This window comes from Ensifer sp. EB106-05-01-XG146, from assembly GCF_058791875.1.
The window spans coordinates 3,833,694-3,853,579 of record NZ_JBYTDX010000001.1 but is presented as its reverse complement, the minus strand read 5'-3'; the positions used below and the strand labels follow the sequence as shown (position 1 = coordinate 3,853,579).

21 protein-coding genes are annotated in these 19,886 nt (G+C 63.6%); 11 read left to right on the top strand and 10 right to left on the bottom strand.

Annotated elements, in window-relative coordinates; all coding sequences use genetic code 11:
* Positions 1 to 132 precede the first annotated feature (132 nt).
* Together dnaK and dnaJ are read left to right on the top strand one after the other, a co-directional pair.
* Positions 133 to 2,055, top strand: coding sequence for a molecular chaperone DnaK (gene dnaK, locus AC3WVQ_RS18915; RefSeq protein WP_034804922.1), 1,923 nt, complete (start codon positions 133 to 135; stop codon positions 2,053 to 2,055).
* A gap of 251 nt (positions 2,056 to 2,306) precedes the next feature.
* A complete protein-coding gene (dnaJ, locus tag AC3WVQ_RS18910; RefSeq protein WP_034804924.1) occupies positions 2,307 to 3,437 on the top strand; it encodes a molecular chaperone DnaJ in 1,131 nt (376 codons plus the stop codon).
* A 63-nt stretch (positions 3,438 to 3,500) separates the two neighbouring features.
* On the opposite strand, the gene AC3WVQ_RS18905 is transcribed toward dnaJ, so the two are convergent.
* From AC3WVQ_RS18905 to AC3WVQ_RS18895, 3 genes are all read right to left on the bottom strand, one after another.
* Positions 3,501 to 4,394, bottom strand: a complete 894-nt coding sequence (locus AC3WVQ_RS18905) for a DUF2182 domain-containing protein (RefSeq protein WP_090296142.1) — start codon at positions 4,392 to 4,394, stop codon at positions 3,501 to 3,503.
* A 5-nt stretch (positions 4,395 to 4,399) separates the two neighbouring features.
* Entirely contained in the window at positions 4,400 to 5,035 is a 636-nt protein-coding gene (locus tag AC3WVQ_RS18900) for a DUF1326 domain-containing protein (protein ID WP_492382893.1), read from the bottom strand.
* 204 nt (positions 5,036 to 5,239) lie between these two features.
* Entirely contained in the window at positions 5,240 to 5,989 is a 750-nt protein-coding gene (locus tag AC3WVQ_RS18895) for an SDR family oxidoreductase (protein WP_089043338.1), read from the bottom strand.
* Between the two features lie 133 nt (positions 5,990 to 6,122).
* Here AC3WVQ_RS18895 and AC3WVQ_RS18890 point away from each other — a divergent pair, with 133 nt between their 5' ends.
* Positions 6,123 to 7,022, top strand: coding sequence for a LysR family transcriptional regulator (locus tag AC3WVQ_RS18890; protein ID WP_090296140.1), 900 nt, complete (start codon positions 6,123 to 6,125; stop codon positions 7,020 to 7,022).
* Between the two features lie 140 nt (positions 7,023 to 7,162).
* Entirely contained in the window at positions 7,163 to 8,551 is a 1,389-nt protein-coding gene (locus AC3WVQ_RS18885; RefSeq protein ID WP_210187444.1) for a serine hydrolase, read from the top strand.
* Between the two features lie 49 nt (positions 8,552 to 8,600).
* On the opposite strand, the gene AC3WVQ_RS18880 is transcribed toward AC3WVQ_RS18885, so the two are convergent.
* A complete protein-coding gene (locus tag AC3WVQ_RS18880; RefSeq protein WP_034804933.1) occupies positions 8,601 to 9,605 on the bottom strand; it encodes an inorganic phosphate transporter in 1,005 nt (334 codons plus the stop codon).
* Complete coding sequence (locus tag AC3WVQ_RS18875; RefSeq protein ID WP_043622835.1) at positions 9,605 to 10,249, bottom strand: DUF47 domain-containing protein; 645 nt, start codon at positions 10,247 to 10,249, stop codon at positions 9,605 to 9,607. Before AC3WVQ_RS18875 ends, AC3WVQ_RS18880 begins: the two co-directional genes overlap by 1 nt.
* Positions 10,250 to 10,452: 203 nt before the next feature.
* On the opposite strand from AC3WVQ_RS18875, the gene recF reads away from it, so the two are divergent.
* Genes recF through AC3WVQ_RS18860 form a run of 3 tightly spaced genes read left to right on the top strand, consistent with a single transcriptional unit; the run spans position 10,453 to position 12,844 of the window.
* Positions 10,453 to 11,577, top strand: a complete 1,125-nt coding sequence (gene recF, locus AC3WVQ_RS18870) for a DNA replication/repair protein RecF (RefSeq protein WP_090296401.1) — start codon at positions 10,453 to 10,455, stop codon at positions 11,575 to 11,577.
* Between the two features lie 27 nt (positions 11,578 to 11,604).
* Positions 11,605 to 12,366: a molybdopterin-synthase adenylyltransferase MoeB gene (locus AC3WVQ_RS18865; protein ID WP_090296137.1), complete on the top strand. Its 762-nt coding sequence runs from the start codon at positions 11,605 to 11,607 to the stop codon at positions 12,364 to 12,366.
* Between the two features lie 10 nt (positions 12,367 to 12,376).
* Positions 12,377 to 12,844, top strand: coding sequence for a GNAT family N-acetyltransferase (locus AC3WVQ_RS18860; RefSeq protein WP_110818598.1), 468 nt, complete (start codon positions 12,377 to 12,379; stop codon positions 12,842 to 12,844).
* A gap of 49 nt (positions 12,845 to 12,893) precedes the next feature.
* On the opposite strand, the gene AC3WVQ_RS18855 is transcribed toward AC3WVQ_RS18860, so the two are convergent.
* Complete coding sequence (locus AC3WVQ_RS18855) at positions 12,894 to 13,898, bottom strand: 2-hydroxyacid dehydrogenase (protein ID WP_034804939.1); 1,005 nt, start codon at positions 13,896 to 13,898, stop codon at positions 12,894 to 12,896.
* 182 nt (positions 13,899 to 14,080) lie between these two features.
* Between AC3WVQ_RS18855 and AC3WVQ_RS18850 the strand changes: the two genes are divergently transcribed.
* Positions 14,081 to 14,632, top strand: coding sequence for an SH3 domain-containing protein (locus AC3WVQ_RS18850; RefSeq protein WP_034804952.1), 552 nt, complete (start codon positions 14,081 to 14,083; stop codon positions 14,630 to 14,632).
* A gap of 39 nt (positions 14,633 to 14,671) precedes the next feature.
* On the opposite strand, the gene AC3WVQ_RS18845 is transcribed toward AC3WVQ_RS18850, so the two are convergent.
* Together AC3WVQ_RS18845 and AC3WVQ_RS18840 are read right to left on the bottom strand one after the other, a co-directional pair.
* Positions 14,672 to 15,664, bottom strand: coding sequence for an adenosine kinase (locus tag AC3WVQ_RS18845; protein WP_060519440.1), 993 nt, complete (start codon positions 15,662 to 15,664; stop codon positions 14,672 to 14,674).
* A gap of 87 nt (positions 15,665 to 15,751) precedes the next feature.
* On the bottom strand, positions 15,752 to 16,180 hold the full coding sequence (locus tag AC3WVQ_RS18840) for a VOC family protein (protein ID WP_090296135.1): 429 nt from the start codon (positions 16,178 to 16,180) through the stop codon (positions 15,752 to 15,754).
* Between the two features lie 68 nt (positions 16,181 to 16,248).
* Between AC3WVQ_RS18840 and AC3WVQ_RS18835 the strand changes: the two genes are divergently transcribed.
* Positions 16,249 to 16,842, top strand: coding sequence for a TetR/AcrR family transcriptional regulator (locus tag AC3WVQ_RS18835; RefSeq protein ID WP_090296132.1), 594 nt, complete (start codon positions 16,249 to 16,251; stop codon positions 16,840 to 16,842).
* A gap of 22 nt (positions 16,843 to 16,864) precedes the next feature.
* Here the strand turns inward: AC3WVQ_RS18835 and nth are convergent, their stop codons facing one another.
* A complete protein-coding gene (gene nth / locus AC3WVQ_RS18830; protein WP_090296396.1) occupies positions 16,865 to 17,635 on the bottom strand; it encodes an endonuclease III in 771 nt (256 codons plus the stop codon).
* A gap of 22 nt (positions 17,636 to 17,657) precedes the next feature.
* Here nth and AC3WVQ_RS18825 point away from each other — a divergent pair, with 22 nt between their 5' ends.
* On the top strand, positions 17,658 to 18,155 hold the full coding sequence (locus tag AC3WVQ_RS18825) for a DUF2244 domain-containing protein (protein WP_034804964.1): 498 nt from the start codon (positions 17,658 to 17,660) through the stop codon (positions 18,153 to 18,155).
* A gap of 103 nt (positions 18,156 to 18,258) precedes the next feature.
* Positions 18,259 to 19,146 (top strand): methylated-DNA--[protein]-cysteine S-methyltransferase, encoded by an 888-nt coding sequence (locus tag AC3WVQ_RS18820; RefSeq protein ID WP_034804968.1) that lies wholly within the window; start codon positions 18,259 to 18,261, stop codon positions 19,144 to 19,146.
* A gap of 77 nt (positions 19,147 to 19,223) precedes the next feature.
* Here the strand turns inward: AC3WVQ_RS18820 and AC3WVQ_RS18815 are convergent, their stop codons facing one another.
* A complete protein-coding gene (locus tag AC3WVQ_RS18815; RefSeq protein WP_034804979.1) occupies positions 19,224 to 19,859 on the bottom strand; it encodes a 2,3-bisphosphoglycerate-dependent phosphoglycerate mutase in 636 nt (211 codons plus the stop codon).
* Positions 19,860 to 19,886 lie beyond the last annotated feature (27 nt).

Sequence of the window (19,886 nt, the reverse complement as noted above, 5' to 3'; positions counted from 1 at the left end):
CGAAACGCCGGTCCTTATATACGCCGCATCGGCGCAGTCTAAGCTGCGAAGAAATCCAAAGACCATCCCGTTAGGGGCTGTCTCACGAATGCCTGACCGGGTTCCGACAGTCCGCTGCAAGGAGAGAACGACATGGCTAAAGTTATTGGTATTGACCTGGGAACGACCAACTCCTGCGTCGCCGTCATGGACGGTAAAGACGCGAAGGTGATCGAAAATGCCGAGGGTGCGCGCACGACCCCCTCGATGGTGGCATTCAGCGAAGACGGCGAGCGTCTCGTTGGCCAGCCGGCCAAGCGCCAGGCTGTCACCAATCCGGAAAACACGCTTTTTGCGATCAAGCGCCTGATCGGCCGGACCTTCCAGGACCCGACCACGCAAAAAGACAAGGACATGGTTCCTTACAAGATTACCAAGGCCGACAATGGCGACGCCTGGGTCGAAGCGCACGGCACGGATTACTCCCCGTCGCAGATCTCCGCCATGATCCTTCAGAAGATGAAGGAAACGGCCGAATCCTACCTCGGTGAAAAGGTCGAGAAGGCCGTCATCACCGTTCCGGCCTACTTCAACGACGCCCAGCGCCAGGCAACCAAGGATGCCGGCAAGATCGCCGGTCTCGAAGTTCTGCGCATCATCAACGAGCCGACCGCGGCAGCGCTCGCCTACGGCCTCGACAAGAAGGACGGCAAGACGATCGCCGTTTACGACTTGGGTGGTGGTACCTTCGATATCTCGGTTCTCGAAATCGGCGACGGCGTCTTCGAAGTGAAGTCGACCAACGGCGACACCTTCCTCGGTGGCGAAGACTTCGACATGCGTCTCGTCCAGTACCTCGCCGGCGAGTTCAAGAAGGAACAGGGCATCGACCTGAAGAACGACAAGCTCGCTCTTCAGCGCCTGAAGGAAGCCGCTGAAAAGGCCAAGATCGAGCTGTCCTCGTCGCAGCAGACCGAAATCAACCTGCCGTTCATCACGGCTGACGCTTCCGGTCCGAAGCACCTGACGATGAAGCTGACCCGCGCCAAGTTCGAAGCGCTTGTCGACGACCTGATCCAGCGCACCGTCGCGCCGTGCAAGGCAGCCCTCAAGGATGCCGGCGTCTCGGCTGCCGAGATCGACGAAGTCGTTCTCGTCGGTGGCATGAGCCGCATGCCGAAGGTGCAGGAAACCGTCAAGCAGCTGTTCGGCAAGGAGCCGCACAAGGGCGTGAACCCGGATGAAGTGGTCGCCATGGGCGCCGCCATCCAGGCCGGCGTTCTGCAGGGCGACGTCAAGGACGTTCTCCTGCTCGACGTCACCCCGCTGTCGCTCGGCATCGAAACGCTCGGTGGCGTCTTCACCCGCCTGATCGAACGCAACACGACGATCCCGACCAAGAAGTCGCAGACCTTCTCGACCGCCGACGACAACCAGTCGGCCGTGACGATCCGCGTCTCCCAGGGCGAGCGTGAAATGGCTGCAGACAACAAGCTGCTCGGCCAGTTCGACCTCGTCGGCATTCCGCCGGCACCGCGCGGCATGCCGCAGATCGAAGTGACCTTCGACATCGATGCCAACGGCATCGTGCAGGTTTCGGCCAAGGACAAAGGCACCGGCAAGGAACACCAGATCCGCATCCAGGCATCTGGCGGCCTCTCCGACGCCGACATCGAAAAGATGGTCAAGGACGCCGAAGCCAACGCTGAAGTCGACAAGAAGCGTCGCGAAGGCGTGGAAGCCAAGAACCAGGCCGAAAGCCTGATCCACTCCAGCGAGAAGTCGCTGAAGGATTACGGCGACAAGGTTTCGGAAACGGACCGCAAGGCGATCTCCGACGCGATTGCCGCGCTGAAGACCGCCGTCGAAGCCTCCGAGCCGGACGCCGAAGACATCAAGGCCAAGACCAACACGCTCATGGAAGTTTCCATGAAACTCGGCCAGGCGATCTACGAAGCGCAGCAGACGGAAGCCGCTCATGCGGATGCCGCCGCCGACGCTGCCCGTGACGGCGATGTCGTCGATGCCGACTACGAAGAAGTCAACGACGAAGACGATCGCAAGCGTTCGGCCTAAGTCGCCCTTCAAACAGACGGAAAAGCCCGGGTTCGCCCGGGCTTTTTTGTTGCCGGTCTCGCCCGTCAGGGCCTGCAATATCGGCGATCGGCACTGTGACTTGCCGCAAACGTACCTTTTCCGACAAAAAACCGTATCTACCGCCGTTCGGGCTATGGTATCGCGCTTCAAGGTTTACTAAATCGGTGGCAAGGTAAACGGGCAGCCGCCGAGCCATCGCGCTGGCTTGCCAACAGGATAATCTTCTACGAATGAAACGTGATCTCTACGAAACGCTTGGTGTTGCCAAGAACGCCGACGAAAAGGAGCTGAAGAGCGCCTTCCGCAAGCTCGCGATGAAGTATCATCCGGACAAGAACCCCGGCGACGCGGCAGCGGAGAAGACCTTCAAGGAAATCAACGAAGCCTACGAGATGCTCAAGGACCCGCAGAAGCGGGCGGCCTATGACCGCTACGGTCATGCGGCTTTCGAGCAGGGCGGCATGGGCAACGGCTTCGGCGGCGGTGGTGCCGGCGGTTTCTCCGACATCTTCGAAGACATCTTCGGCGAGATGATGGGCGGCGGGCGCCAGCGGCGCTCATCGGGCGGCCGCGAGCGCGGCGCCGATCTTCGCTACAACATGGAGATCTCGCTCGAGGAAGCCTTCGGCGGCAAAACGGCGCAGATCCGCGTTCCGACCTCGATCACCTGCGACGTCTGCACCGGCTCCGGCGCCAAGCCGGGCACCAGCCCCAAGACCTGCGGCACCTGCCACGGCTCCGGCCGCGTGCGCGCCGCTCAAGGCTTCTTCTCGATCGAACGCACCTGCCCCACCTGCGGCGGGCGCGGTCAGACGATCACCGACCCCTGCGGCAAGTGCCACGGCCAGGGCCGGGTCACCGAAGAGCGCACCCTCTCGGTCAACATTCCGGCCGGCATCGAGGACGGTACGCGCATCCGCCTTTCGGGCGAAGGCGAAGCCGGCCTTCGCGGCGGACCGTCGGGCGACCTCTACATCTTCCTTTCGGTCAGGCCGCATGAGTTCTACCAGCGCGACGGCGCCGATCTCTATTGCAGCGTGCCGATCTCGATGACGACGGCTGCCCTTGGCGGCAAATTCGACGTGACGACACTCGACGGCACCAAGTCGCGCGTCACGGTTCCCGAGGGCACCCAGGCCGGCAAGCAGTTCCGCTTGAAGGGCAAGGGCATGCCGGTGCTGCGCTCGGCGCAATCGGGCGACCTCTACATCCAGATCCAGATCGAAACGCCGCAGAAGCTGACCAAGCGCCAGCGCGAACTGCTGCAGGAATTCGAGGAGATCTCCTCCAAGGACAACAATCCGGAATCGACCGGATTCTTTGCCCGGATGAAGGATTTCTTCGATACGCTGAGCGACTAAGGCTTCAAGCCCGACGACTTCTACAGCGCCGCGCGCCGGAAACGGTTGCGCGGCGCTTCTATTTCAGAGCAGGGCCATGAGCTGCCACAGCCCGGCCAAAACGAGCGCTACCCCGGCGATGCGGGACAGGATCCCGCCGCCGGGCACGACCTTCTCCGCCAGAACGAAGATGGCGATCGCGGCGATCAACAGCACGTTCATCACCCCGCCGACGAACAGCAGCGCCATCAGCGCCCAGCAGCAGCCGACGCAATAGAGCCCGTGCCGCACACCGAGGCCGAAGGCGCCGCCCGCTTCCCGACGAAAGCCGCCGTGGGACTGGATGAAAAGCAGCGGCGCCTGGCATTGACTGAGACAGCGATCCTTGAGCGGCGTGAACTGGAACAGGCCGACAGCAATCAGCACGATGCCGCTGAGGACCGCACTGGCGCTTGCAAGCGCCGGCGTGAGCAACAGGGCGCGATCGAGCAGCCATTGCCCGAGAACAGCGACGAGCGCGAACAGGATCCAGGCCGACAGATAGCCGGCGGCAAAGAAACCGGTGGCGGCAAAGGGCTTGCCCTGTTGGGCGGCCTTGCGGCCGACACGGGCATAGAGCAGGATCATCGGCGTCGCCGACGGCACCATCATGCCGACCATCATTACGGCCCACATGACGAGGGCATAGGCGAAGGTCGTGGCGGACCAGGGAGCGGCAACCGCGCCCGCCATTGATGCCATGGCGCCCTGCTGTGCCCCCATGGTCATTGGCTTGTCCGCCGGCATGTCCATGGGCATATCCATGTCCATGCCGGAGCCCATATCCATGCTGGCTGAAGGAGCCGGGGGAACAGCCATGTCCATGGCCGACGCCAGCCACAGGATGTAGAGCCAGCTGATCGCCGTCAGGGTGACCAGCGCCGCCACGACGATGACGCGGTCACGTCTAAGCAGGGTTTCGAGCGCCGTGTCTCCCATCGGCGTCAGTGGATCACGCCGCTTTCGGTCAAATGCATCCGGGCGAAATGGGCATGCGAATCCGCAAGCGCCAAAGTCAGCGGCCCTTTCGTATCGGCCCATCCGCGCCCGACTTCGCAAATGTCGTATTCGAAGCCATGGGGGAGATTGATGCGCGCCTGATGGGCGGCGCCGGTCACGGGATTGAGGATCGGCTCGCCGCGTGCGGCGATCCAGCCCGGCACGTTCAGCCGCGCCGTTCGGGCGCCAACATCAACCTCGAAATCGATCTCGGCAAAGACCGGATCGTGCATGGTTTCGAAGGTGGATGCGAAGACCTGGAAGAAGGTCGCGCCGGGTTCGGTATCCTCGCCACTCATAATGCGCAGCAGCGCGCCGCGCTGTTCGTCCGATGCGCGGCTGTCGACGATCGGCACCACCTGCCCCCTGCCCTCATGGATCGCGCCCGGCCAGGCGGCGATCAGGCCGCCGCGAAGCCCATCGAGCCGCGTGTCGCCGTGATAGCCTTCCTCGATCTCGAAGGCGCCGACAGCGCTGCAATGGCCTTGGGTCGGCAGAGCGTTGAACTGGCAGGGGCAGCCATAGGCGCAATTGCAATGAATGAACTCACGCCCCTTCATCATCCATCTGACACTCGTCATCGTCTCCTCCTGAGATCTGATCGGTGTTCGTCTCGCGGTTCCCCGCAAACAGATGCCTTTTATTAGAATAGAAAAATATACTCTTCTCCGCCGCCGATGCCAACGGCAGGCGATGGGCAAAGGCGGGAACACGACAGCGCCGCGGGTCGGTCGGACCCGCGGCGCTTGGATGATCAGGTTTCGAGCTCTTTATCGGTGTCCGTCCTAGAGCGTCGCCATGCCGCCATCGACGATCAGTTCGGCACCGACGGTAAAAGTGGCTTCGTCCGAAGCGAGGAAGACCACGGCCTTGGCGATCTCGCTCGCATCGCCGAAACGGCCAAGCGGGATCTGCGCGGCGATCGCATCAACCACTTGCTTGTTTTGTTCGGGCGTCGGGGCGTGGCCGTCATGGAGCGGCGTGCGGATTGGGCCGGGGCTGACGGCATTGACCCGGATGCCGCGGCCGACGAGTTCGCCGGAGAGCGTGCGGGCCAGCGACAGCAGGCCCGCCTTGGTCAACGCATAGACGCTGGAGGTCGGCATGCCGATATGGGCGTTGATCGAGGTGTTGAGCACGACCGAGGCGCGCTTGGAGAACACGGGCAGCAGTGCCTGGATCAGGAAGTACGGGCCCTTGACGTTGATGGCGATCGACCGGTCGAAGCTCGCCTCGTCCCACTCTTCGATCGGCTGCAGCTTGGCGATGCCGGCATTGATGAACAGGATGTCGAGCGTGCCGAAGGCGGCACGGATCTTTTCGGCAACGGCCGCCTGGCCGGCGACATTGCCGGCATCGGCCTCGATGATGAGCGCAGCCTCGCCAAGGACGGATCGGGCTTCGGCGATGTTCTTCGGATTGGTGCCGGTGACGGCAACGCGTGCGCCTTCGGCAATGAACTGGCGGGCGGTTTCGAGACCGATGCCGCTGGTGCCGCCGGTGATGAGTGCCGTCTTGTTCTCCAAACGTGACATGATGAAATCCTCTTGCTGGGTTGAGAAGGAGGCCGGTTCGATTGGCCGTCCTTCGATGCCCACAGATATGGCGGAAAACTGTCGTTCGGATTAGTCTCCCAATTGTGGAACTCGAATTCGGAAAAGCCGAACGATGATGAAGATCGAAGGAATAGCTGCCTTTGTCGCCGTGGCCGAAGCCGGCTCGATCAGCGAGGCGGCACGTCGCCTACGGCTGTCGAAATCCGTCGTCAGCGAAAGAGTGGCAGAACTGGAGCGCGGGCTCAACGCCACGCTTCTCCACCGCACCACACGCAAGCTGACGCTCACCGAGGATGGCATCGCGTTTCGCGAGCGCGCCATCCGGATTGTCAGCGAAGTGCAGGCGGCCGCCAGCGATCTTGCCGAACGCCGCGGGCTGCTGACGGGACCGCTTCGGATCGCGGCCCCCGTCAGCTTCGGCCGAAGGCATCTCGGTCCGGCGCTCTATCCGTTCTTGGCCCAACACCCGGAGATCGAGCTGACGCTTGACGTCGACGACCGACGGGTCGATGCCGCCTCCGAGGGCTACGACGCGATCGTGCGCCATGGCGCGATCGCCGACTCACGGCTGGTCGTGTGGAAACTTGCGAGAAGCCGGCGCCTGCTGGTCGCCGCGCCCGACTATCTCGACCGGCACGGCACGCCCGCGTCGCTCGCCGAACTCGAGGGCCATCGCGGCATCTTCTACACCAACCGGGGTGCTGCCGACTGGCGTTTCGAAGGTCCTGGCGGTGCGACAGTCGTACGGGCGCGCCTGGCGCTTGGCATGAACAATGGCGACATGCTGCACGATGCCGCCGTCGCCGGGCTCGGCATCGCGCTGTTGCCCGCCTTCATCGCCGGTCCGGCCGTGCGCGAGGGGCAACTGAACGAGATCGACGTTGGGCTCAGCCCGGAGCCGGAGTTCATCTACATGGCGCATCCGGAGGGCCGGCGCGCCTCCACCAAGCTCAGAGCCATCGCCCAGCACCTGAAGGAAGCCTTCGGCGATCCGCCCTATTGGGATCCGTGACGGCTCCGCAATCCCGGCACAATCGTTGCGGGTGACGGTATCGCGCCGATCGCCGATCAAGTCTTGACCAAGGCTTGACCGAAACCGGCTGGCATCATCAGCGCATCCCCTGACAACCGAAAATTGGATTCCTATCCTTCATGCGGAACCGCTTTCTGAACTGGATCGTCCTCATGGCGCTTGGCACCAACGCTCACGCAAGTCCGCTTCCCGCTCCCACCGACGCAGAAATTCGGGAGATCCTGGCCGACCGGATCGACAAGCAACAGCAGTCGATCGGCATCGTCGTCGGTATCATCGATGCCAATGGCCGGCGCATCATCGCCCACGGCCATCCGGCCAAAGGCGACCCGCGCCCCGTCGACGGGCAGACCGTGTTCGAGATCGGCTCGGTCACCAAGGTCTTTACCGCGCTGCTGCTGGCCGACGCGATGGAGAAAGGCGCACTCAGCCTTGGCACACCCGTCGCCACGCTTCTTCCCGAGAGCGTGATCATGCCCGAGGACAAGCAGACGCCGATCACGCTCGGCGACCTCGCAACGCACATGTCCGGCCTGCCGCGATTGCCCAGCAATCTGGTGCCGGCCGACATGAGCAATCCCTATGCCGGCTACGACGCGGCGAAGCTCTATGCTTTCCTCTCCAGTCACAAGCCGCAGCGCCGCCCCGGCGTCGGGCATGAATACTCCAATCTCGGCGCCGGGCTTCTCGGCCACGCGATCGCCTTGAAGGCCGGGGTCTCCTATGAAGACCTCGTCGTCAGCCGTATCGCCGTTCCCCTCGGCATGAAGGACACGGCGATCACGCAGCAGCCCGACTGGGCCGAACGCCGGGCAACGGGCCACGATGCGGCCATGGAGCCGGTGAGCGATTGGGATCTCGACGCGCTGCAGGGTGCAGGCGCCCTGCGCTCGACCGTGGACGATCTCCTGCTTTTCCTTGAGGCGGCCATGGGAAAGACGGCATCGCCGCTCGCTCCCGCCTTCAGCACGCTGCTGTCGACCCGACAACCGCTCGGCAACGGCGATGGCGACCAGCAGGCGCTCGGCTGGGTCGTCTCGGGCAAGGGCGACGAGCAGTTCATCTGGCACAATGGGGGAACCGGCGGCTATAGATCCTTCGTCGGCTACCGTCCGTCGACGGGTGTCGGCGTGGTCGCCCTGTCGAATGCGTCGACCGACGTCGGCGTCGACGACATCGGCCGCCATCTGCTCAATCGCAACGCGCCGCTTGCGCCGCCGATCGTCAAGCGCACGGCCATAGTGATCGACCCGGCGCGCTATGATGCCTATGTCGGCACCTACAGGCTGGCGCCCGACTTCGAACTCACGATCTTTCGGGATGGCGATAGTCTGTTTGCCCAGGCGACCGGGCAGGACCGGCTCGAAATCCTTCCGGAGGCCGAGCACCGCTTCTTTACGAAGCTCATCGATGCCCAGATCAGCTTCACGCTCAAAGGCGACCGTGCCGAAAGCCTGACCTTGCACCAGGGTGGGCAGAGCAGCCCTGCGCCTCGGGTCTCGAAATGACGGGCGCCTCCCGCCTGCTTATGAGGGCGGGAGACGATTTCCAGATCGATCAGAACAGCAGATCGATGGTGAAGTAGGCGAGCGCCGAAATCGCCGCTGCGGCGGGCATGGTGATGAACCAGGCAATGACGATATTGCCGGCAAGCCCCCAGCGCACGGCCGAAACGCGACGCGCAGCACCAACGCCGATGATCGCTCCGGTGATGGTGTGCGTCGTCGAGACCGGGATGCCGAGCCAGGTGGCGGCAAAGAGCGTGATCGCTCCGCCGGTCTCGGCGCAGAAGCCCTGCATCGGATTGAGCCTGGTAATCTTCGAGCCCATGGTGTGGACGATGCGCCAACCGCCGAACAGCGTGCCGAGCGCGATCGCCGCCTGGCAGGTGATCACCACCCAGAACGGCACATAGAACTCCGAGCCGAGATAGCCTTGCGAGTAGAGCAGCACCGCGATGATGCCCATGGTCTTCTGCGCGTCGTTGCCGCCATGGCCGAGCGAATAGAGCGAGGCCGAGACGAACTGCATGACGCGGAAGGTGCGGTCGACGGCAAAGGGCGTCTGGCGCACGAAGATCCACGAAACGATCAGCACCAGCATGAGCGCCAGGAAAAAGCCGATCGCCGGCGACATGAAGATGGCGCCCACGGTCTTCAAAAGGCCGGTCCAGACGATCGAACTGAAACCGGTGCTCGCAAGACCGGCGCCGACGAGGCCGCCGATCAGCGCGTGCGACGAACTCGACGGGATGCCGAAGAGCCAGGTGACGATGTTCCAGACGATCGCGCCGATCAGCGCCGAGAAGATCACCAGCGGCGTGACGATGCCGGGATCGATGATGCCCTTGCCCAGCGTCTCGGCCACGTGCAGGCCGAAGAACAGGAAGGCGATGAAGTTGAAGAAGGCCGCCCACATGACGGCATATTGCGGCCGGAGCACCCGTGTCGAGACGATCGTCGCGATCGAGTTGGCTGCGTCGTGCAGACCGTTCAGGAAGTCGAAGAACAGCGCGATGCCGATCAGCCCGACGAGCAACGGAAAGGCGAGCGTCGCATCCATCAGACGTTCTCGATCACGATGCCGCTGATTTCATTGGCGACGTCCTCGAAGCGGTCGACGACCTTTTCGAGCTCGCCATAGATCTCGCTGCCGATGATGTAGGCCATCGGGTTGCTGGCGCCGTGGCGGCGGAACAGGTCCTTGAGGCCCTGTTCGTGCAGTTCGTCGGAACGGCCCTCGATGCGGGTGACCTCTTCGGCGATCGCGATCAGGCGGTCGTGATTGGCGCCGATCCTATCGAGCAGCGGAATGGCCTCGGCGATCAGGTGCGCGGCCTTGACGACCGTGGTGCCCATTTCGCGCATGCCGGGATCGAAGCTCTTCTGCTCGTAAAGGCGGATCGTCTTGACGGTCTTGTGCATCATGTCGATGGCATCATCCATCGACTGGATCAGATCCTTGATGTCGCCGCGGTCGAAGGGCGTGATAAAGGACCGGCGCACGGCCAGCAGCACCTCGGCGGTGATGTGGTCCGCCTCATCCTCGAGCGCGACGATCCGGTCGCAGTGTTTTTCCAGATCGTCGCCGCCAGCGAGAACCTTGTCGAGCGCATCGGCAGCACCGACGACGGTGCGCGAATGTTTTGCGAAGAGGTCGAAGAAGCGATCCTCGCGGGGAAGAAGTTTGCGGAACCAGGCCAGCATCACACGTATATCCATCTGTGGATTGTCATGCGGCTGTCATATTTCACTAGGTCCTTTATGAAAAGCACCGAATCAAAGGGGTTTGTCGCCTTTCCCCTGTCGATATCGGCCTATCTTGCACGATATGGCGACGCGTCCCATTTCGCCTTGCCTTGGCAGGCGCTTTCGTCCTAGCTGCGCCCAACGTCGAATCCGGACTGCCGATGCCAAACAAGGTCTTTCTCAACCGCCTGAAGCTTACGGAGTTCCGCAACTATGCGGCCCTCTCGCTTGAGCTCGATCAGCGCCATGTGGTGCTGACGGGGGAGAACGGCGCCGGCAAGACCAACCTCATGGAAGCCGTCTCTTTCCTTTCGCCCGGCCGCGGCCTCAGGCGCGCAGCCTATGCGGACGTGACCCGGGTCGGTGCCGGCGACGGGTTCTCGGTCTTTGCGGAAGTCGAGGGCATGGAGGGAACCGTCGAGATCGGCACCGGGACTGCCGGCGTCACGGAAGGGCAATCCCGGCGGCTGCGGCTGAATGGAACACCGGCAGCGACCGTCGACGAACTGACCGATCACCTGCGCGTTCTCTGGTTGACGCCATCGATGGACGGGCTCTTTACCGGGCCTTCGGCCGACCGGAGACGGTTTCTCGACCGGCTGGTGCTTTCGCTCGATCCGGAGCATGGCCGGCGCGCCAGCGAATTCGACCGGGCGATGCGCAGCCGCAACCGGCTGCTCGGCGAATTTCGCCCGGACCCGGCCTGGCTGACGGCGATCGAGCGCGAAATGGCAGGTCTCGGCGTCTCGATGGCGCTGGCACGGCAGGAAATGCTCGGTCTGTTGACGGCGCTCGTCGAGCGCACTGTCGACGAAAACGTCTTTCCGTCGGCACGCCTGGCGTTGTCGGGCTTTCTCGACGACGAGGGCCATCGTCCGGCCTATGATCTGGAAGAAGAATATCTGACGATGCTGCGTGATGGGCGTCCGCGCGACGCCGCGGCGGGACGCACGCTCGACGGGCCGCACCGGAGCGACCTGCTCGTGCGTCACCGCGAGAAGGACATGGAGGCAGCACGCTGCTCGACCGGGGAGCAGAAGGCGCTGCTCGTCGGCCTGGTGCTGGCGCATGCGCGCCTCGTCGGCGACATGACCGGCCACGCGCCGATCCTGCTGCTCGACGAGATCGCCGCCCATCTCGACGTCAACCGGCGCGCCGCTCTGTTCGATCTCGTCGACGGCCTTGGCGGCCAGGCCTTCATGACCGGGACGGACCAAGCGATGTTCAAGGCGCTGGGCGAACGCGGCCGCTTTCTGACGGTTTCGCACGGCAGTGTTACGGGATAAGCAGAGGTCACCGAGGAGGATTTTGCCATGACCGGTGAGGACAAGCTCGACCAATCGGAGATCACCCGCTACGCCCGCCATATCGTGCTGCCGGAGATCGGGGGTGCCGGGCAACAAAGGCTGAAGGCGGCCCGTGTGCTGGTGATCGGGGCCGGCGGGCTCGGCGCTCCAGTGCTCGTCTATCTTGCCGCCGCCGGCATCGGCCGGATCGGCATCGTCGACGACGATGCGGTCGCGCTTTCCAACCTGCAGCGGCAGATCATCCACCGCACTGAAGACATCGACCGCGCCAAGGTCGAGCGGGCCGCCGAGGCGATCACCGCCCTCAACCCGCATGTCGGCGTCGACGAACACAGGCTCAGGCTCAACCCCGACAATGCCGAGGCGCTTTTCCGGCAATATGACCTGGTGATCGACGGCTCGGACAATTTCGATACGCGCTATCTCGCCGCCGATACGGCGGCAGCGGTCGGCATTCCGCTGGTGACCGGCGCCGTCGGCCGCTTCGACGGATCGCTGACGGTGCTGATGCCCTACAGCGCCGGCGCCGATGGACGGCCGAACCCCTCCTATCGCGATCTCTTTCCCGAGCCGCCGCCGGCCGGTGTCGTGCCCTCCTGCGCGGAGGCCGGCATCGTCGGCGCGCTGACTGGCGTCATCGGCACCTTGCAGGCGATGGAGGCAATCAAGGTGATCGCCGGCTTCGGCGAACCGCTGGTCGGACGGCTGCTGATGTATGACGCGCTGACGGCACAGTTCAACACCATCCGCTATCGCCGCAGAGCATAGGCCGACCATGGTGCAGATCTTTCGCATCGACGAAGCATTCGACCGCTACGAGGAACTGCTGGCGCTGATCCTTGGCGCCTTCTCCTACATGGACGGGCGGATCGACCCGCCGTCGTCGGCGCATGCGTTGAACATCGAGTTGCTCCGGCAGAAGATCGTTGACGAGATCGCCTTCGGCGTCCGCGACGGCGAAAGGCTCGTCGGCTGCATCTTCTGCAAACCGGAGGACGATTGCCTCTATATCGGCAAGCTTGCCGTCGCGCCTGAGACGCAAGGAAAGGGTATCGGTCGGCTGCTGCTCGCCGAAGCGGAGGCGACGGCGCGTGCGCTGAAGCTGCCGGCGCTGAGGCTCCTCACCCGCATCGAACTCATCGACAATCACCGCGCCTTTGCCGCCTGGGGCTTCGTCCAGAGCGGCTCGATGTGCCATCCCGGTTTTACCCGGCCGACGGCGATCGAGATGCGCAAGACACTTTAGCTTCCGGGCTTGAGCGAACCGGATGGACGGCCGCACGGCGCTTTCGCGTTCAGTCGCGGCCCGGAAGCACGCGGTCCGGTGGTCGGTGGCCATCGAAGAAGGTGCGGATGTTGATCACCACCTTCTCGCCCATGTCGATGCGGCCCTCAAGCGTCGCCGAGCTCATATGCGGCAGAAGCACGACCTTGCCCTCACCGGCAAGCTTGATCAGCTTCGGATTGACGGCCGGTTCGTTCTCGAAGACGTCGAGGCCGGCGCCAGCGATCTTGCCTTCGCGCAGCGACTTGATCAGCGCCGTCTCGTCGATGATGCCGCCGCGGGCGGTGTTGACGATGTAGCTGTCCGGTCGCATCAGCGCCAATCTCCGTGCCGAGAGCAGGTGGTAGGTCGCCGGCGTCGACGGGCAGTTGACCGAGACGATATCGACGCGGGCAAGCATCTGGTCGAGGCTGTCCCAATAGGTCGCCTCCAGCATCTCTTCGGTTTCCGCCTTCACCCGGTGGCGGTTGTGGTAGTGGATCGAAAGGCCGAAGGCCTTGGCGCGGCGGGCGACAGCGGTGCCGATCCGGCCCATGCCGACGATGCCGATGCGCTTGCCGGCAATGCGCCGGCCGAGCATCCAGGTCGGCGACCAGCCAGCCCATTCGCCTTTGCGATCGGTCAGGATCTGCGCACCTTCGGCAAGCCGGCGCGGCACGGCGAGGATCAGCGCCATCGCCATGTCCGCGGTGTCTTCGGTCAACACGTTCGGCGTGTTGGTCACGGTGATACCTTTGCGGGCCGCAGCATCGACATCGATGTTGTCGACGCCGTTGGAAAAGCTTGCGATCAGCTTCAGCTGCGGGCCGGCCTGCTCGATCAGCGCCGCATCGATGCGATCGGTCACCGTCGGCACCAGCACGTCGGCGCGTTTCACCGCGGCAACGAGTTCCGGCTGGCTGCGCGGCGTGTCGTCGATGTTCAGCTCCGCATCGAAGAGCTCGCGCATGCGCGTCTCGACAATGTCAGGCAGTTTGCGGGTGATGTAGACCGTGGGCTTCTTCTTGCTTGTCATTGCTGCGACGGGCCTTGTTGACGGGTCCTTAACCAAGTTGGGCGATACTTTCTCCCTGTAGCCGCAATTTCTACCAGACCCCACCGGGAAGACAAACAAAACTCGCGTCGTCGTCCCCGCGATTTCCGCCCGACCCATGGGCCTCAAGTGAACTGCGCCTGCAAAAGCTAGTGCCACGGAAAATGGGCTTCGTCATGCGTCACGTCATTTCCAGATTCTCGCTCTCGTTGATCGCCGCCTGCCTTGGCGCCGCGATCATGACGTCAGCGGCTTACGCTCAGGCCGCCAAGGGCGCCAGCGGGCTGCCGCTGCCGCGCTTCGTCAGCCTGAAGTCCAAGAGCGTCAATCTGCGGATCGGCCCGAGCGTCGATTACGCGGTCGCCTTCCGCTACATGAAGCCGGGCGTGCCGGTCGAGATCATTCAGGAATACGACAACTGGCGCCGCATCCGCGACGCCGACGGCACCGAAGGCTGGGTGAACCAGGCGCTGCTTTCCGGCGACCGCACAGCCGTTGCAGCCCCCTGGATGCGCGGCAAGGGCGAAGGCGTCTTCGTCAACATGCGCCGCGACGCGCAGGGCAATTCCCCGATCGTCGCCCGCATGGAGCCCGGTGTCATCGTGAAAGTCGGCGAGTGCAATGGCGACTGGTGCCATGCCGAAGCGCAAGGCGTCGAAGGCTGGATCGCCCAAGGCGAAATCTGGGGCGCCTATCCGGGCGAGGCCTTCAAGTAAGGCCGCGCCCGTCTTTAACCAAAAATCAATTCGGTCGGATCAGGCGAGACCAGCCTGTTTGGCGGCCGTTTCCAGCGAGACCATCGGCCGCGGCCCGATCTGGCCGATGACGATGCCGGCCGCGAGATTGCCGAGCTTGCTGCAGTCTTCGAGCGAGCGCCCGGTCGTGTAGCCGTGAAGGAAGCCGGCGGCATAGAGGTCGCCGGCGCCGGTCGTATCGACAACCTGGGCGATCGGCGTTGCGCTGACCCGAACGCGTTCGTCGCCGCGCACGACAACCGAACCCTCTTCGCTGAGCGTTACCGCCGCAAGCTTGCAATCCTTCGAGAGCTTCTCCAGCGCCAGATCGAAATCCTCGGTCTCGTAGAGCGCCAGCGCCTCCTGCTTGTTGGCAAAGACGATGTCGACCGTGCCGGAGCGCATGAGTTCCAGGAACTCGTCGCGATAGCGGTGAACGCAGAAGCTGTCCGACAGCGTGATCGCGGTCTCGCGGCCATTCGCGTGGGCGATCCGTGCGGTTTCGCGGATAGCATCCTTGGCGCGCGGCGGATCCCAGAGATAACCTTCGAAATAGGTGACCTTGGCCTCAGCGACGACGTCGGCTTCGACGTCCTCGGGGCCAAGCTCGACGCAGGCGCCGAGATAGGTATTCATCGACCGTTCGCCGTCCTCGGTGACGAAGATCATCGAGCGCGCCGTCGGCGGCACGGTTTCGAGCGGCTTCGTTTGGAAATAGACGCCCTGGGCACGGATGTCGTGGGCGAAGATCTCGCCGAGCTGGTCGCTTGCGGTCTTGCCGAAATAGGCAGCGCGGCCGCCGAGGCTGGCAACGCCCGCAGCCGTATTGCCGGCGCTGCCGCCGGAGGCTTCGACCGCCGGGCCCATGCGCGAGTACAGCAACTCGGCTCGCTCGGCATCGATGAGGTTCATGGCGCCCTTTATGATGCCGTTTTCATTGAGAAAAGCATCGTCGCAGCGCGCGATGATATCAACGATGGCGTTGCCGATCGTCAGCACGTCGTATTTTGTCATGAACCTCGTCCGGTCTCCGTGATGGCCGGTGTTCGTTAATACCGGTTTTCCGGCCATTTGGAAGACAAAAGACGCGTGCAGGCGGCTTCACGCCGTAGGAAGCGCGCTTTCCTCATAGGCGGCGGCGAATTCGGCGCTCGGCGGAATGGGCTTGATGATATCGATCAGCACGCCATTCGGGTCGGCAGTGATGAAATGGCGCTGGCCGAAATCCTCGTCGCGCAAGGTTTTGAGGATCGGCAGGTCGGCAGCAAGCGCCTGCGCATAGATCGCATCCGGATTCTCGACCTCGAAGTTCAAAAGCAGACCGCGCGTCGGCGCACGCGCCTCCTCGGGGATCGTCTCGTGGCGGTAATCGAGCACGGCCAACGTCACATGCTCGTCCTCGACCGATTGAAGATGCACATACCAGTCGCTGGTGAAGAGCGCCTGGAAACGGAAGTGATCGACATAGAATGCGGCGGTGGCGGCAACGTCGGCCGTCATGATGACCGGGTAATAGCTCGTCGATTTCATGGCTTTTCCTCGCTCCGGCAATATCATACAATCTGTATGTTTCTTCAATTAACATACAGGCTGCATGTATGCAACAGGAAATCTCCCGACGCTCCAATCGCGAGCGCTCCGACACGACGCGCGCCGCGATCCTCGATGCCGCCCGCGGCCTCTTCGTCACCAGGGGCTACGCCGACACGTCGACGCCGGACATCGTCGCGGCCGCCGGCCTGACCCGCGGCGCGCTCTATCACCACTTCGAAGACAAGAAGGCGTTGTTTCGCGCGGTGGCGGAACGGGAAGCAATTGCTGTGGCGACGTCGATCGAGCAGGCGACGTCAGGCGACCTTTCGGCCCGCCAGGCACTGAAGGTCGGCGCCCGCGCCTATTTCGACGCCATGCGCGAGCCGGGGCGTATCCGCCTGCTCTTGCTCGATGGGCCTGCCGTCCTCGGCAAGCTGGAGATGATGGCGATCGACGCGGCCAATGCGCAGAGAACGCTCGAGGAAGGGATTGCCGAGGCAATGGCTCCGGCCACCGTTTCTGCCGAAAGGCTGTCGGCCATGGCTTCGCTGCTTTCAGCTGCCTTCGATCGCGCGGCGCTCGACATTGCCGATGGCGCGTCGAGCGAGGTCTATGTGGAAACGATCGGCACGCTGATCGACCGGATGGTGTCGACGTAAGGCTCAGCGTTTACGGCAGGCGTCAGCTTGCGGCGGAGATCATCTGCGGCGGCAATTCGACGAGCGACGCCGGGATGTCGCAGGTCTTTTCCGGCGACTTGCAGATATCGGCGATGACGCAGCGCTCGCACTCAGGCTTGCGCGCCTTGCAGCAGTAGCGCCCGTGCAAGATCAGCCAGTGATGGGCGTGGTAAAGATACTCGTCGGGGATGATCTTTATCAGCTTGTCTTCCACCTCGTCCGGGGTCTTGCCCGGCGCCAGACAGATCCTGTTGGCGATGCGCAGGATGTGGGTGTCGACGGCGATCGTCGACTGGCCGAAGGCCATGGAGAGCACGACATTGGCGGTCTTGCGCCCGACGCCCGGCAGAGTCACCAGCTCTTCGCGTGTGCGCGGCACCTCGCCGTCGAAGTCGCGGATCAGCTTTTCGCTCAGCGCGATGACGTTCTTCGCCTTGTTGCGATAGAGGCCGATGGTCTTGATGTAGTCCCGGACTTTTTCTTCGCCGAGCGCCAGCATCTTTTCCGGCGTATCGGCGATGGCAAAGAGCGCACGCGTCGCCTTGTTGACGCCGGCATCGGTCGCCTGCGCCGAGAGCGCCACGGCGACGACCAGCGTGAAGGGATTGACGTGCTCGAGCTCGCCCTTCGGCTCCGGCCGCTGGATCGAGAAGCGACGGAAGATCTCCTTGAGCTCGTCCTGGCTATAGAGGCTCTTCACCCGCGGCGTGGCGCGGCGGCTCGCCTTCGGTTTTGCAACACCCACGGGCAATTTTGGCTTCACGTTTTTCATGATGCATCTATAGTCAAAGGTCATGATCCATGGCAACGCCACCACCCCATCTGAGGACGCTCCGGTCTTCACCGCCGAGCTCACGCCCTATCGCTCGCTCGGGCGCCGCGGCTTCAAAATGTTCTTCCTGATCGCCGGGCTCCTGAGCCTCGTTCACGGCCTCGTCTTCCTCATCATCGGCGCCTGGCCGGTGGTGTTCTTTTTCGGGCTCGACTACCTGCTGCTGTTCGGCGCCTTCTGGCTGAACAATCGCTCGGGGCTCAGCCGCGAAGAGGTCCGCGTTAGCAGGACGGACGTTTCGGTGCGCAAGTTCACGCCCTCGGGCCAGATCAGCGAACATCGTTTCAATCCGTTCTGGGCGCGCTTGAATGTCGCCCGGCATCAGGAGATCGGCATCGTCTCGATGACGATCAGCGGCGGTGGCCGCCGAACCGATATCGGCTCGTTCCTCAACCGCGACGACCGCGAGACTTTTGCGCTGGCGCTCTCGGGCGCGCTTGCGACCGTTCGCCGCCGCTGACGCCTGGCGCTTGTGGCGGCACCCCGCCGATCGCATGTTTTCAAGTTTCGGGTGGTTGACGGGGCCAGCAAATGGTTACCTGTGACAAGACAGGAGAAGAGCCATGAACATTGCGACATCCGTACCCACCGATATCACGCCGAAAGGCACCGACTATGATACGGTCAGCCGCGTGATCGAAATGCTCACCGAGGACTATCGCGACCAGCCGTCGCTCGAATCCGTGGCACAGCGCCTGAAGCAGTCGCCGACGCAGCTCCAGAAGGTCTTCACCCGCTGGGCCGGGCTTTCGCCGAAGGCCTTCCTGCAGGCCGTCACGCTCGACCACGCCAAGCGCCTGCTGCGCCAGGAAGACATGCCGCTGCTGGAAACCAGCATCGAAGTGGGCCTGTCAGGACCGAGCCGGCTGCACGACCTGTTCGTCACCCACGAGGCGATGTCGCCGGGCGAATGGAAGGCGCGCGGCGAAGGGCTGACAATCCGCTTCGGCTATCACCCCTCACCCTTCGGCACGGCGCTGGTGATGATCACCGAGCGCGGCCTCGCCGGCCTTGCCTTCAACGATGCCGGCGGCGAGCAGGCAAGCTTCGAGGACATGGCGCAACGCTGGCCGAACGCCCGCTACATCGAGGACAGCGCGGCGACGTCCCAATACGCCGCGCGCATCTTCGATCCTTCGCGCTGGCGGCAGGACGAGCCGCTGCGCATCTTCCTCATCGGCTCCGACTTCCAGATCCGGGTCTGGCAGGCGCTGCTCAAGATCCCGCTCGGCTGCGCCACCACCTATTCGAACATCGCCGGCAACATCGGCCAGCCGACGGCATCGCGCGCCGTGGGTGCTGCGGTCGGGCGCAACCCGATCTCGTTCGTGGTTCCGTGCCACCGCGCCCTTGGCAAGAGCGGCGATCTCACCGGCTATCACTGGGGCCTGACGCGCAAACGCGCCATCCTCGGCTGGGAAGCCGGCAAGGCGGCCGACGGCACGATCTGATTACAGGCTTCCCAGCATCATCACAGACGCAAAAAGGGGCGCCCAGCGCCCCTTTTTCATTCTCCGTCTGTCAGCGCTCAGTGGGCGCCGGACATGTCGCCGAGCACTTCCTTGGAAGCGACGGTCGAATTGGCGTTGAGCTTGTAGACCATCGGCACGCCGGTCGCGAGGTTGAGCTTCAGGATCTGTTCCTTGCTCAGGCGATCGAGCACCATGACCAGCGAGCGCAGCGAGTTGCCGTGTGCAGCGACCAGGACCTTCTGGCCCGACAGCACGCGCGGCAGGATCTCGGTCAGGTAATAGGGCCAGACGCGTGCGCCGGTGTCGCGCAGGCTCTCGCCGCCCGGAGGCGGAATGTCGTAGGAGCGGCGCCAGATATGCACCTGCTCTTCGCCCCACTTCTCGCGGGCGTCATCCTTGTTAAGGCCCGACAGGTCGCCGTAGTCGCGTTCGTTCAGCGCCTGGTCGCGGATCGTTTCGAGCGAGGACTGGCCGACGGCGTCGAGCACGAACTGGCAGGTGCGCTGGGCGCGAACGAGGTCCGAAGTGAACGCGATGTCGAACTTGATGCCGTAGTCGGCAAGCGCCTTGCCGCCGGCCTTGGCTTCCTCGACGCCGAGTTCCGTCAGGTCCGGATCACGCCAGCCGGTGAACAGGTTCTTCAGGTTCCAGTCGCTCTGGCCATGCCGGACGAGGACGAGAGTACCGCTCATGTCGAATTCCCCTTGAGACTTGAGAGT